The following is a 12,556-nucleotide window of genomic DNA, read 5'->3' as shown; positions in this document are numbered from 1 at the left end:
AATCAGCCTTGTGCGTAGTTAAACATGAGCTGCACAACGCTCAAATCAAAGAATTTCAACACCAAAATCACCGCTAGGGGCGATAAATCGATGCCGTTAAACACCAAAAAGGGGGCGAGTTGTTTGGCCTTGCTTAAGGCGGGTTCGGTGAGGCGGTAGAGGATTTGCACGATGGAGTTGCTAGGGTCGGGGCGCACAAAGCTTAAAAGGGAGGCGATGATGATGATCCAAATATAAATGTTGATGAGGCTATGCAAGATGGTGGCAAGGGCACTTAAAAGGGTGCTAACAACCATGTTCTGTCTTTAACACCAAAATCTGCTTTAAAAAGGGGGCAAGGTGGGGGTAAAGCAGGGCGAGCTCTATGCCATGCGCTTGGCCTGTGAGTAAAATCCTTAAAGACTTGAAAAAGTCCTTGCCTTTTAGCTGGCTTTTTTGCATGGCTTCTTGCTTAAAGGCGTTGAAGTCTGCCACCGCCCCCATGCCCTTTAGGGCCGTGTAGAGGGTATGGCATTTCTCATAGAAGTTTTGCCCTTCATAGTCTTTAGCGATGTCTTTAGGGCTAAACATGGTATCTAACTTGTCCTTGAGCTCGTTTAGGGTGCTGCACTCTTCTAAGAAAAGCTGGGCTAGGGGAGCTTTAGCCGGCTCAATACCTAAAGCCTCGGCTAACTTTGCTAAATCCAATGCTTTTAAATGTTTGTGGTTTAAATGGCGCAAGTAAGACAGGCTAAAATGCGCGCTGGACGCACTGACTTTTTCAAGTTCAAACCACTCCAAAGCCTCGCTTAGGGTGAAAATCTCTTTAGGGGCCTTATAGCCCATGGAGGTGAGGTAGTTGGCGATGCTGGAGGGTAAAAAGCCTTGTTTTAAGAGCCATTGCACGCTGGAGGCCTCAAAGCGTTTGCTCATTTTCTTACCATCATCTTCGTTTAAGATGATGGGCAAGTGGGCGTAAATCGTGGGGATTTCAGGGATGTCTAGCACACGGCTTAGGGCCTGCTTGATGAGAATTTGTTTAGGCGTGTTGCTGACATGGTCTTCGCCGCGGATGATGTGGGTGATTTTGTAGTTGAAGTCATCCACCGCACAGGCGAAGTTATAGGTGGGGACTTGATTCGAGCGCACAATGACAAAGCTGTCTAGCTCGCCCGCCTTAAAGTGGATAGTGCCCTTCACTAAGTCTTTAAACGCCATGTCCTTTACGCTCCCCTTTAAGCGCACCACGGGGTTAGGGTTGCTCTCCTTTTCTAAAAGCGCCCACGAGTCGTCATAGCGGAAGGGTTTTTTAGCCTGCAGGGCTTCTTGTTTTTTAGCTTCTAAAAACTCTGGCGTGCAGTGGCAATAAAACGCCTCGCCCTTGTCTAAGAGCCTCTTAGCGTAGTCTAAATGGATGCCAAAATTGCTGCTTTGATAGACGAGCTGATCCCAGGTTACGCCCACCTGCTCTAAAATCCTAAAAATCTCTTGATCTTTGCCCTCAATGTTGCGCTGGGTGTCGGTGTCTTCAATGCGTAACATGAGGGGGAGTTTAAGCCGTTTAGCCACAATAAAATTCAGCAAAGCCACACGCAAGTTGCCGATGTGCATGCTGCCTGTGGGGGAGGGGGCAAAGCGCAACATAAAAAGCCTTTTTGCTAAATTATAGCACACGCGCTTTAAAATGCGCCCTTTTCTTGGGGTAATTTCACACCCCTTAAAGTGAAGCGTTACACCAAATGCGCATAGAGTTTCGCAAAGTGGGCAAAGGTGCGCTCTCTGCGGATCTTAGCAAGGAGGCGGTCTTTGAGGGGGTATCTTTTAAGTTGCGCGGGGGTGTTAGGCTCTGTAACAACATTGGAGTTGGCAGAATTGGGGTGCAAGGACACACTTATGGGGATGTAGGTGAGGGCGGGGATGTGGTGTAGATAAGTTTGGTTGACAATGATGTCTACAGGCTGGTTAAAGTATAAACTAGCGCTCACAAAGGCTTTAGCGGCCTTGGGGGTGATGTAGTAGGCAACTGAACAGATGGGCACAAAGAGTGTTAGGTAGAAATGCATCAATAAAAGATGTTCGTACTTTGTAGGCATAACAAGTTTTCTACCTTCATGTGCACCAATCTCTGAATATTGTGGCCGTTTCTCTCCAAACAACGCCCACAAGCGCACGAAGTCAAAGGGACCATTCAAGCAATCAAGCACACTTTGAGAAAAACGGGGCTCTAGGCAAGCATCGTCTTCTAAAATCACCATCGATCGATTGGCTTTAATGCATTCCAACCATAGTAAACAGTGGCTGGCATAGCAATTCAGCGACCCGTGCAATAACTCGCTTCTATCGGGGGTTGCAGACCATGCACTTTTGTAAAGCTCCTTGAGATTGTAGGGGTGTTGGATGAGGCTAGAGTAACCTAAATTGGTGGCAAAGTAGGGACTGTGCAGACCGCATTAAGAGAACCACTTTAAATTCAGCCCTTCAATGGGGGGTAAACTCTCACAATACGCCCGCCTGACGCTATTTTTTAAAGAAATGATGGCGATCTGTAAACGCATAAAAATACTTAAAAGTTTTTAAAGCCCTATTATGCCAAACGCTGTTTAAGACTTGGCTAAGATGTGGGGGGTTGAATACGGATATACAACCCCAATAAACCCATTGCAACGAAATTTTCCACTTAACACACGCAATAAAGTTTATAGTATAACTATCAACTTTTATAATGCTTATTCTCTATATTATGATGACTATCAACTTAAATACGATTTAAAATATAATTAAGTTTTATTCGATTACAACCAAGCGTTTTTGAAAATCTCACAAAGGAGCTTACGATGGATAAGCAACATGCCTTAAATGTGTTGAACAGCAAACAGCACAACAATGTAGTGAAGTTGTTTGAGAAATACGCCCAAGTGCCAGAGGCTACGGACATTTGCGTTAAGGACTTGGATTTTTCGGGGCTACAAATTGCCTACAGCAAAGAGGGACAAGAGAAAACTTTTAACCTTGCCTTCCCTAATCCTATCGAAAATTTTGAGGGCATCCGTGAGGTGCTCATTGCCCTTTTAGGCGAAGAGGCTGCAGCGCAAGAGCAGACCAATTTTCAACAAAACCCCCAATGGGGCTTTAACCCTATGGGCTTTGGTCCCCAAGCGCAGGGCTTTAACCCGCAAAGCCAGTACCCACAAGGGGGCTTTCATCCGCAAAATGGATTTAACCCACAGCCCCCACACAATAGCGCAGAACCCCAAAAGCCCTAGAACTAGCATTTAAGAGGTTTTTGCCCTATGCAGCACACCAGAGCCCACAGCCCGGCAAGCAACAAGGCTTGTAAAAACAGCCCCCCGGGCAGGCTTAAAAGATTGACTTTAGAAAAATCGGTCCAAAGGGGGGCGTAAAAATCCCAGCTAAGAGCCACTAACCCTGCCCCCGCAATGTTGCCCACGCCAATAGCCCACGCCCCCAAATCCCCCTGAGTTGAGCGGTACATCCAGCCACACTCACACCCCCCCGCCAGCACAATCCCCACCCCAAAGAAGAGTCCCCCTAAAGCGATGCCCGGGCTCGCCCATAAGGTCTTGGCAGGGTGTCCTAACTGCAAGCACACAAACACACCCACGCTCCCTGCCGCCATCGCCCCCACAAGGGCGCGTGCCTGCGCGCTCTGCCTTTGCACGAACAAATATCTAAAAGCACTGGTGAAACAAATTTGCCCTTTTGAAATGACAAAACCAAAGAACGACCCAAAACAAAGGGCGTAAAAAAGTTTGCCGTGTAAATGCCATGCCAACACCCCAAAGCCCCCCACAGCCACAAACGCTAACAGGGCGTTTAAGCGTGCGGGGGCTGCTTTAGCCACACTCTTAGAGCAACTTGAGTCCAAGTATTTGAAGGCAAGCCACATGCCAAGCAGGGTCGCTAGGGTAAAAAACCACGCATGCAGGCTAAATTGTGGGATGCCCGTTAAAAAACTTGCCAAATTACACCCAAGCCCCAAACGCGCGCCCATCCCGCTCAAGAGCCCGCCCAAGAGTGCGCGCCCCATCTGTGCCCTTGTGGGCAGTTTTAAAACCATACGCCTTGCTAGAGTGGCTGCACCTAGCATGCCACAAAACATGCCAAGAATCATCACCCCATCGATGCGCTCTAAAATGCTGCCCTTGAGCCCGATGATTTTAAAATAGCCTAAGCGATCTGTATCCACGCCCAGCCAGCCCAAAAGAGCCCCACTCCAGCGGGTAAATTCCCCCGTAACTGCCCAGTAAGTGCCAAGCACCCCAAAATAGAATACAGAAGCTACAGACAAAGTCCAAACACAGGGCACAAATGCCCATCTTTGTGTGAAAATACGCACGAAAAACCCTAAGATTTAAGGATACGCTAGAAGTCTTAAGCGTGTTAGCCCACCTGGCTAAAGAAGCGCGGCTATTGTAGGCAGAGCTTGTTTAAAAGGGGTTTAATGAGATCTAAACTCAAGACACCTTGTTTTATAAATTCTGTTTATATCTCGGAGAAGCGCATAGTTATAAAATCTTTTTGATATTATTAAGATGTTCTTGTGTTTTTATGTGCTTGCATTATAGAACTATTTTTTAGGGTGTTGTTGCTAAACCACTCCTGACATGCTCCACCTACTAATCCACACAGACCAGCCACGCTAGCATCACAAATGACTAAAGTAAAGTAGAAGGGAACTCCCACCACTACACAATCATAAGATTTAAAATAGCAAATTGCAATAGGTTTGCCATCCGTTTAAGATTTATTTTAGTGATAAGGCACTCCACTAACGGATATTTTTTTACATGGTGATGGCAAATAGTGATGGCAAATAAAGCGTGGCTATGGGCAAGTCTGTGGCGTGTTTAGAAAGCGTGTGGCATTTTTAGTGTGGGGGTTTAAAAAGGTGGAGATTCTTTTGTGTTTTAAAGTATTTAAAAAAGCACTCAGTGCATGCAGAGCCTGGAAAAGAATGCAAGGAGTGGATATGGTGGTTTGGCGCAACTATGTCCCTATACTTTTGTTATGTGTATTGGGAATTTTCTTTGGGCTCCCCTTAAATGTAAAAAAGAGTGGGGTGTTCATAGGGGTGGTTTTGAGTATTTATATGGTTCAGCGGCTTTTAAACAGTGTGTGACAGACCAATTCACAAGACCGGGAATTCTTGCTCTAGCCGTGCAATACAACAACTTTTGCCATCAAAGACCAGCCCACTTCCAACCTTTTTTATGCGGGTGTGATGGACTTTCTTTATAACTTCTACAATAATGGTGAGGGGCATTCTTTTGGACTATTTGTGATGGTCAGACAAAGTTCTTTGGTACATGGGCGAAAGCAAGCAATGTGCGGAAACTACCATTTATGACCCTGGTCTTGAGAGTTAAGGTTGATGATTCGCCGACTTTTAGACATGGCATTGCTGCCTTTATCAACTATATGCTCATATATGCTCAGTTTTTAAAAAGCGATGGTTTTTAGGCGTGGTTTAAAATATAGAGAGTTGCCTACGATCCACCACCATCGATCTTTAACTAGTACGAAGACCATGGTACCTTGAGATTTAATATTTGACACACTCTCCATACCTAAAGCTAGGGGATTCTAACTTTAGTTGGGATCGCAGCTTCAAGTCAGCTTCTATTGGAGTCTTATGTCCCCACTTTATTGGCTAAATTTTTAATATTTAGTGGACTTCGCCCACACTTCGCACTCTGCTCCACCAATTTAAAGCTTTATTCATCTCTTCACCCCTTGCTCTATTGTGGTTGAAGTGCTTAAACCCAACCCGTAACACATAACTAAACCCCTCCATCCATGCTTAATTCACATGTCAGGCACATGTCAGGCACATATGTCCCATCCACATAAATACCCATGTACACGGGGTTTTCTTGCTGGTGAAAAAGCTTTCATCACATGCATGTGAATATTTTAGGCACATGTTTAGTGTCCATGTGAATAAACCATGTAAAAATGTGTCTAAAAGGTGTAAAAATCTCTTTTTTATGGAGAGAGTTATCTTTATTTTTCATTTTTTTGTGCCGCCATGTGAATGAAAGCGGTTTTTTTCCCGAGCTAGAAAACCCCTACATGGCGAGGTTAGTAGGGCTTTAGGCACAAATTCACATGCCCTACTACTACTATTAAAATGTATTTATACCATGGGCTTTTGGCGCACAGATAAAAAACACAGTTGAAAAAAGGATATTTAAGTGTAAAACTCTATGAACACTACCGCAGCAGCGAACCCGCCATCGTGTGTGATGCTTAAATGCAAACTTTGGACATTGAAGGCGGCAAGTTTAGTCGGACTTAGAGTGATCATGGGCGCGCCCAAAGGGCTTTTAGAAAGCTCTATGTCTAAAAAACTAAGCTGTGATCCAATACCCACGCCTAAAGCCTTGGCGCACGCCTCCTTAGCCGCCCACGCCCCAGCAATGCTGACGGGTTTAAGAAAAAGTTCTTGTTCTTGCGGGGATAAAAAGCGGTTTAAAAAGCGGTCTTGATAGCGGCGGACACTGCACGCTACGCGTTCAATAGCGACAATGTCAAGTCCAATCATTGGATCACAAAGTCTGTGAAGAAAATGTTCTTCACATAGCCATCGATCAAAAAGCTATTGATGTTGTTGCGGATCTCTTCTTTGAGCTTATTTTTACCCTTTAGGGTGCTGATTTCTTCAATGGATTTAGAAGACAAGATTTCGATGATGGTGTCTTTGATCGCCGTTTCTTTTACCTTCACTTCTTCTAACAATTTAGGGTCGCTCAGTTCTAAAGTGATGCTTGTTTTTAAGTAACGCCGTCCGTTTTGTGTGATGAGGTTCACCACAAAGGGAGAGTCTAGGGGATAGAGTGGCCCTAGTGAGAGATAATCTGAAGAGCGCACCATCAAATCAGACTGCCCGCTGTTGTCGTTTAACCGAGAACTTTCTCTAATTTGGCGCATCTTGTCGTTCACAACTCCCCCTTTTGCGCCATCCTTTTCACCATTCTTATTCAACAATAAAATGGCGATCACCCCGATCAGGACGATCATCACCACGATCGTACCCACGATCACAAACAAAAGGGCTTTATTCTTCTTGGGTTGCTCTTTGGTTTCATCTGCCATATTCATTCCTTTGTGTAAAGATAGTAACTTAAAGTCGTCCTGCCAAATGTTCTTGTCTTGATTATACTAAAGCTTGCCGTCTTTGGCATACACGCCCCGCTTAAGTGCTCGAACACCAACAAAAGCCCATATTGCAAAAACCGCTCCAAACCCCTTAAGCTTGCCACCAATGCCCAGCATTTCTCATAAATACCCTCCATAAAGGGCGGGTCTAAATACAGCACCACCAGCCCTCTTGGCTTTAACCCTTCTAAATACCCCGCTAGGGTGCTAAATATATCCGCGTGGATCGCTCTTAAGCGGGCGGTTGGCACGCGCTCTTTTAAAATTTGGGCGTTTGTTTGCAGCACCCCAAAGGCTTCTTTGTCTTTTTCAAACACCAGAGCTTCAAATGCCCCACGGCTCAAAGCTTCTAAGCCCATAGACCCACTGCCCCCAAAGCCCTCTATGAAAGTGCTTTGCAAAATCGAGCTCTGCAACACATTAAAAAAGGACTCTTTAATGATCGCCTTGGTGGGGCGGGTGGTGGCTTTGGCAGGCATTTGTAAGTTAAGCCCCCTACACGCCCCGCCCAAAATCTTTAAATGTCCGGGCATCAGCGTTTATAATCCTGCAACAAGTCCAAGAGTTTATAGGTGTATTCTTGCAATAAAGATTGCACCTTGTGCTCCAAACTCTCGCTTTGGGCTTTGTTGGCGTAAAACTCTTGCAACTTTTCAAGCAACTCGGCTTTGGTGAAGGGGGTTAAAATGTGTGCGCTGCTATCTGAACCCACCAAACAAGTCGCCTTGTAGGGGTTTTTAATAGGATGGTCGCTTAGGATAAAGTCGCAATTTTCTTCAGTGGCTAAGAACTCTTGCAGGTAGCTTTCCAAGACTTGCCCGAGCAATAAAGAGCGGCAACTGACAAAAATTTTCACTTTAGAAACTCCGTTTTTAGCACAATAGGGTATTATTGCATATCCTAAGTTTAAGAACGCTTTTAAGGGAGTTTATGCAAGAGCATATCCGCAATTTCTCCATTATTGCCCACATCGACCACGGCAAAAGCACGCTTGCCGACTGTTTGATCCAAGCTTGTAAGGCTTTGAGCACTCGTGAAATGACGAGCCAAGTACTCGACACCATGGACATTGAAAAAGAGAGAGGCATCACCATTAAAGCACAATCCGTGCGTCTAAACTACCGCTACCAAGGGCAAGAGTATATTTTAAATCTCATAGACACCCCCGGGCATGTGGATTTTAGCTATGAAGTGTCGCGCTCTTTGGCGGCGTGCGAGGGGGCTCTCTTGGTCGTGGATGCCACCCAGGGCGTGCAAGCCCAAACGATTGCCAATGTCTACATCGCCCTAGACAACCACCTAGAAATCCTGCCCGTCTTAAATAAAATAGACCTACCAAACGCTGAAGTAGAGGCACTCAAAGAAGACATTGAAGACACCATTGGGCTAGATTGCAGCGAGGCTAACTGCGTGAGCGCGAAGGCGCAAATAGGCATTAATGAGCTTTTAGAAACCATCATCACCAAAATCCCGCCCCCAAAGGGCGATACAAACGCCCCCACAAAGGCACTGATTTACGACTCTTGGTTTGACAATTATTTGGGGGCGTTGGCGTTGGTGCGTTTAAAAGAGGGGCGTTTATGCGTCAATCAAGAGGTGTTGGTGATGGGCAGCACTAAAACGCATCAAGTGCTAGGGCTATACTACCCAAATCCCCTACATAAAATCCCCACTGATTCCATTGAGTGCGGGGAGATTGGCATCATCTCTTTGGGCTCTAAAAACCTAACCGACATCGCCGTGGGCGACACCATCACAGATGCAAAAGCCCCCACGCCCACCCCCATAGAGGGCTTTAAACCCGCTAAACCCTTTGTCTTTGCCGGGCTTTATCCAATTGAAAGCGATCAATTTGAAGAGCTGCGCGAGGCTCTATTAAAACTCCAGCTTAACGACTCCTCCTTGCAATTTGAGCCTGAGAGTAGCGTGGCATTAGGCTTTGGGTTTCGTGTGGGTTTTTTGGGTTTGTTGCACATGGAGGTCATCAAAGAGCGTTTAGAAAGGGAGTTTAATTTAAACCTCATTGCCACCGCCCCCACGGTGGTCTATGAAGTGCATTTAACAGACGGGCAGATCATCGCCGTGCAAAATCCTAGCCAACTGCCCGCTGAAAATACGATTGCGCGCATTGATGAACCCTATGTGCGCGCGAGCATCATCGCGCCCAGCGAGTATTTAGGCAATTTGCTTAGCCTTCTTAACAACAGGCGAGGCGTGCAGGATAAAATGGAGTATTTGAATCAAAACCGCGTGATGCTCACCTACGATTTGCCCAGCAATGAGATTGTCATGGACTTTTACGACAAGCTTAAATCCTGCACGAAGGGTTATGCCAGCTTTGACTACGAGCCCATTGGCTACAAAGAGGGGCAATTGGTCAAGCTTGACATACGGGTGGCCAATGAAGTCGTGGATGCGCTCTCTATCATCGTGGATAGAAGCAAGGCCTATGAAAAGGGCAAGGCCTTGGTGGAAACCATGAAAACTTTGATCCCCCGCCAGCTTTTTGAGGTGGCGATACAAGCCAGCATTGGCAATAAAATCATCGCCAGAGAAACGGTCAAATCGGTCGGCAAAAATGTTACAGCGAAATGTTATGGGGGCGATATCACCCGCAAGCGCAAGCTCTTAGAGAAACAAAAAGAGGGTAAAAAGCGCATGAAGGCGATTGGCAAAGTCCATCTGCCCCAAGAGGCGTTTTTAGCGATCTTGAAGGTGGATTAAAAGGCTAGTTTCTGCCCTGCAACCTATCAATTTCTCTTTGGTAGCCATCGCGTTCTCTTTGCTGTAGTATCAATGCCTTTCGTGTGAGATCAACGCGAAAGATATTTCCCTTGCCACTTTCTACCAGACGGTTTAGTGTAGCTTTATCTTGCTCTAAGTAGCTACACTCATTTTCCCAAATTTGTTGGTATGAGGCTAATTTTGTCATGTTTCTCACATCTTGACTGGACACCTTAATGCCCTTGTTGATCCAAAAGAGCGTGATTCCGTCATAGTCGTTTTTCCATTGAGTGAGTTCTGGGAAGGCATGCAAGACATCTGTTTTAGGGTGGTCGTTGAATAGATCCACTTTGTGCATCTGCCGACTACCCTCTTTGATTTTTTGCTCATAGGTCTCAAACGCTCTTGCATAGGCAGGGGGGAGGTGTGTTGTGGAGATTTTCTTTAAATGTTTGAGGTCCTCATCCCTTACAAAAGAGGGTGGTGAATGCCGCATCAACCATTAGCCATTTGTTCTATTAAGCTTGGCCACCCTTGCTCATCTATGCTCACCCACACAACATTATTGCAATGATCGTACAAGAGACCATCTACATGCCTATTTCAAAATAAGGGACGCGTATATCTCGATTGAGGATGTTCGTAGTGACGCATTTGGTATATCAACAAGCCAAAGGTTTGTGGATTTAACGGAACAAAAGAAGGGCGAGGGCTATAGGCGTGGCGGTGAACTTTTGCTTGCACGCCACTTAGGGCACACGCCCCCACTAAAGCGATTTTAAGGAGGGCTTTAGTTACCCCCCCACCCCCCCAATATTCATAAATGTAGCCATGTTGATCCTTGCTTGGTAAAATAAAAGGGAAATTGTAGGCTCTGCAAATAAGACTAAACTTAAAATCAGCCCCGACCAACTGAATTTGTGCTACACTCCAAAGACCCCAAGAGAAAGGTGGCCATGAAAACTTACGCCGTGTCGGATTTGCACCTTTTCCATAAAAACATCATCAAATACTCCGCCCTGCCTTTTGCTTCGGTGGAGGAACTTAATGGCACATGGGCAAAAATGCTAGATTGCGTTAGGCAAGAGGATGCGGTGTGGTTTTTGGGCGATTTGAGCTTGGCACGCACGCCCACTAAAGAGTTAAACAGCATCCTTGCAAGTTTCAAAGGGCAAAAATTTTTAATCCGGGGCAACCACGACCTATTGCCCGACAAAGCGTATATCAATTGCGGGTTTCAAGTCCTAGATAAGCTTTTTCACATTTATAAGCTTTTTCACATTTTAGACATCGAGCAAAACGGGCTTTACCGCTTTATTCTATGCCACTACCCACCCGACTCCAAAGAATACAACCAACTTGTGGCAGAGAATATTTTAGAGGAATGGACGCAAAAAGAAGCTAAAACCCCCGCTTTAAAAACCTTTTGGCTACACGGGCACACGCACACTAGCACCCCAGAGCCTTTCAACCCCGATGCCATCAATGTGTGTATCGACTTTCGTTACCATGCCAAATGGCCCATCTTTTGTTTTGAGGATTTTTTGGTGCGCATGCCTTAATACACCACAAAGCTAGCAAAGAGCATTTCCACGATTAAGGCAAAAGCGGGGATTACCACCGCTAGGGCTAAACCCGTGCCCGGCTAGGATATTGATCGTGATCGTCTCAGAGATGAGGGGGTTGAACTTGGAGCTTAAGAAGTGCTGGGTTGGGGTGTTAAGACTTGGCATTGTTTTGACAACAGAACCAAAGTCCACAGCTACGCAGGTGTTGATGAGGGCGATGATTGAGCCATTTTTAGTGTTGATGGTGGGTACAAACTTGTATTGCCCAAAACTAAAGATCAAAATGGGTCTAATAACGCCCAAGAGGGTGTGGATGATGGACAGTATTTGGTGGGGATGAGGTTTTGGATTTGGGGGCTGCCCCGGCAAGGCAGATATGGTGAAGGTGAGCCTAGGACAATTGTGGGGGAAGCAAACGGAGTGATTTGCGCTTCTTTGAACAATGAGAAGACTAGGAGATACACCCAGAATACAGCCACAAATAAACTCACGCCCCTAACTTTAGTAAATTAGCAAAGCGCAAAACCCGCCCACACAAGCGACCAACCCCGATAGGCAAGCACCATCAAAAACCACCAAATCTAAGAGAATGCCCCACATGTGTGTCCTTTATGGCTACTGGGCAGTGTAACCTACGATCACGCAACCTGCCCCGCGACGCTCTTGGCTGCATCACTTGCTAAGAAAAGGTGTGTTAGGTGATGTGCTCAAGATGCTGAAACCAGCGTTGTTGGTGAGCACCTCGATCGTGCCAAAAGCTTTTTGCTCTGGACGATGAGGTTTGGCAAGAATCTTCACCCGTGATATTGCAAACAACAAAGTGGATGTTCTTATTGATACCCCTTCTTTTAAAAACATTGACATCTTGCGCCCTAAACCCCCTAGCTTGCGCTAGACATATACTCTGTAAGAGCATAGCAACAGACAATGATTTTAAACATTAGTTACGATTATTGTGTGCAATGCATTGTATGAAGGCTACCATCCGATACAAAAGCAACAAATCATTTTAGAAGTGGCACAAGAATTGGGAGTAGAGATTTTAGAGATGAAAACAGATACGGCTAAAGGTAGATGTGGTCAACTTTTTATCAAAACCTACAACC

At 45.7% G+C, this 12,556-nt stretch carries 13 protein-coding genes; 3 read left to right on the top strand and 10 right to left on the bottom strand.

The window, feature by feature from the left end; genetic code table 11:
* Positions 1-2: 2 nt before the first annotated feature.
* The 3 genes from AOG36_RS00615 to AOG36_RS00605 form a co-directional block, all read right to left on the bottom strand.
* Positions 3-296, bottom strand: a complete 294-nt coding sequence (locus AOG36_RS00615; RefSeq protein WP_015107603.1) for a YggT family protein — start codon at positions 294-296, stop codon at positions 3-5.
* A complete protein-coding gene (gene gltX, locus AOG36_RS00610) occupies positions 286-1,623 on the bottom strand; it encodes a glutamate--tRNA ligase (RefSeq protein ID WP_053825351.1) in 1,338 nt (445 codons plus the stop codon). Before gltX ends, AOG36_RS00615 begins: the two co-directional genes overlap by 11 nt.
* A gap of 86 nt (positions 1,624-1,709) precedes the next feature.
* Complete coding sequence (locus AOG36_RS00605; RefSeq protein ID WP_231630288.1) at positions 1,710-2,378, bottom strand: glycosyltransferase family 25 protein; 669 nt, start codon at positions 2,376-2,378, stop codon at positions 1,710-1,712.
* Positions 2,379-2,813: 435 nt separating this feature from the next.
* Between AOG36_RS00605 and AOG36_RS00600 the strand changes: the two genes are divergently transcribed.
* On the top strand, positions 2,814-3,242 hold the full coding sequence (locus AOG36_RS00600; RefSeq protein ID WP_015107599.1) for a DUF2470 domain-containing protein: 429 nt from the start codon (positions 2,814-2,816) through the stop codon (positions 3,240-3,242).
* A 2-nt stretch (positions 3,243-3,244) separates the two neighbouring features.
* Here AOG36_RS00600 and yedE read toward each other — a convergent pair whose 3' ends face one another.
* The 5 genes from yedE to AOG36_RS00570 all read right to left on the bottom strand — a co-directional run bounded on the left by yedE (position 3,245) and on the right by AOG36_RS00570 (position 8,014).
* A complete protein-coding gene (gene yedE, locus AOG36_RS00595; RefSeq protein WP_015107598.1) occupies positions 3,245-4,336 on the bottom strand; it encodes a selenium metabolism membrane protein YedE/FdhT in 1,092 nt (363 codons plus the stop codon).
* Between the two features lie 1,854 nt (positions 4,337-6,190).
* Positions 6,191-6,544, bottom strand: coding sequence for a holo-ACP synthase (gene acpS, locus AOG36_RS00585; protein WP_015107593.1), 354 nt, complete (start codon positions 6,542-6,544; stop codon positions 6,191-6,193).
* Positions 6,541-7,095: a flagellar basal body-associated protein FliL gene (gene fliL / locus AOG36_RS00580; protein ID WP_015107592.1), complete on the bottom strand. Its 555-nt coding sequence runs from the start codon at positions 7,093-7,095 to the stop codon at positions 6,541-6,543. Before fliL ends, acpS begins: the two co-directional genes overlap by 4 nt.
* 2 nt (positions 7,096-7,097) lie before the next feature.
* Positions 7,098-7,691: a 16S rRNA (guanine(966)-N(2))-methyltransferase RsmD gene (gene rsmD, locus AOG36_RS00575; protein WP_015107591.1), complete on the bottom strand. Its 594-nt coding sequence runs from the start codon at positions 7,689-7,691 to the stop codon at positions 7,098-7,100.
* Complete coding sequence (locus AOG36_RS00570) at positions 7,691-8,014, bottom strand: hypothetical protein (protein WP_015107590.1); 324 nt, start codon at positions 8,012-8,014, stop codon at positions 7,691-7,693. Before AOG36_RS00570 ends, rsmD begins: the two co-directional genes overlap by 1 nt.
* Positions 8,015-8,088: 74 nt before the next feature.
* Between AOG36_RS00570 and lepA the strand changes: the two genes are divergently transcribed.
* Positions 8,089-9,882 (top strand): translation elongation factor 4, encoded by a 1,794-nt coding sequence (lepA, locus tag AOG36_RS00565; RefSeq protein WP_053825348.1) that lies wholly within the window; start codon positions 8,089-8,091, stop codon positions 9,880-9,882.
* 4 nt (positions 9,883-9,886) lie between these two features.
* On the opposite strand, the gene AOG36_RS00560 is transcribed toward lepA, so the two are convergent.
* Positions 9,887-10,240: a hypothetical protein gene (locus AOG36_RS00560; protein ID WP_129593222.1), complete on the bottom strand. Its 354-nt coding sequence runs from the start codon at positions 10,238-10,240 to the stop codon at positions 9,887-9,889.
* A 598-nt stretch (positions 10,241-10,838) separates the two neighbouring features.
* Here AOG36_RS00560 and AOG36_RS00550 point away from each other — a divergent pair.
* Positions 10,839-11,444 (top strand): metallophosphoesterase, encoded by a 606-nt coding sequence (locus AOG36_RS00550; protein ID WP_053825346.1) that lies wholly within the window; start codon positions 10,839-10,841, stop codon positions 11,442-11,444.
* 12 nt (positions 11,445-11,456) lie between these two features.
* Here the strand turns inward: AOG36_RS00550 and AOG36_RS00545 are convergent, their stop codons facing one another.
* The gene (locus tag AOG36_RS00545; RefSeq protein ID WP_053825345.1) at positions 11,457-11,732 is read right to left on the bottom strand and encodes a hypothetical protein; all 276 of its coding nucleotides are present in this window, start codon (positions 11,730-11,732) and stop codon (positions 11,457-11,459) included.
* Between the last annotated feature and the right edge of the window lie 824 nt (positions 11,733-12,556).

This window comes from Helicobacter heilmannii (assembly GCF_001283065.1).
In the GTDB taxonomy this organism is placed as follows: domain Bacteria; phylum Campylobacterota; class Campylobacteria; order Campylobacterales; family Helicobacteraceae; genus Helicobacter; species Helicobacter heilmannii.
Note: the sequence above shows the minus strand (reverse complement) of the source record. Positions and strands in the feature narration are given on the sequence as shown.

What these genes read in the sequence shown, in the direction of transcription:
- AOG36_RS00615 (WP_015107603.1), bottom strand. Translation starts at nt 296, where the DNA reads ATGGTTGTTAGCACCCTTTTAAGTGCCCTTGCCACCATCTTGCATAGC.
- gltX (WP_053825351.1), bottom strand. Translation starts at nt 1,623, where the DNA reads ATGTTGCGCTTTGCCCCCTCCCCCACAGGCAGCATGCACATCGGCAAC.
- AOG36_RS00600 (WP_015107599.1), top strand. Translation starts at nt 2,814, where the DNA reads ATGGATAAGCAACATGCCTTAAATGTGTTGAACAGCAAACAGCACAAC.
- acpS (WP_015107593.1), bottom strand. Translation starts at nt 6,544, where the DNA reads ATGATTGGACTTGACATTGTCGCTATTGAACGCGTAGCGTGCAGTGTC.
- fliL (WP_015107592.1), bottom strand. Translation starts at nt 7,095, where the DNA reads ATGGCAGATGAAACCAAAGAGCAACCCAAGAAGAATAAAGCCCTTTTG.
- rsmD (WP_015107591.1), bottom strand. Translation starts at nt 7,691, where the DNA reads ATGCCCGGACATTTAAAGATTTTGGGCGGGGCGTGTAGGGGGCTTAAC.
- lepA (WP_053825348.1), top strand. Translation starts at nt 8,089, where the DNA reads ATGCAAGAGCATATCCGCAATTTCTCCATTATTGCCCACATCGACCAC.
- AOG36_RS00560 (WP_129593222.1), bottom strand. Translation starts at nt 10,240, where the DNA reads ATGCACAAAGTGGATCTATTCAACGACCACCCTAAAACAGATGTCTTG.
- AOG36_RS00550 (WP_053825346.1), top strand. Translation starts at nt 10,839, where the DNA reads ATGAAAACTTACGCCGTGTCGGATTTGCACCTTTTCCATAAAAACATC.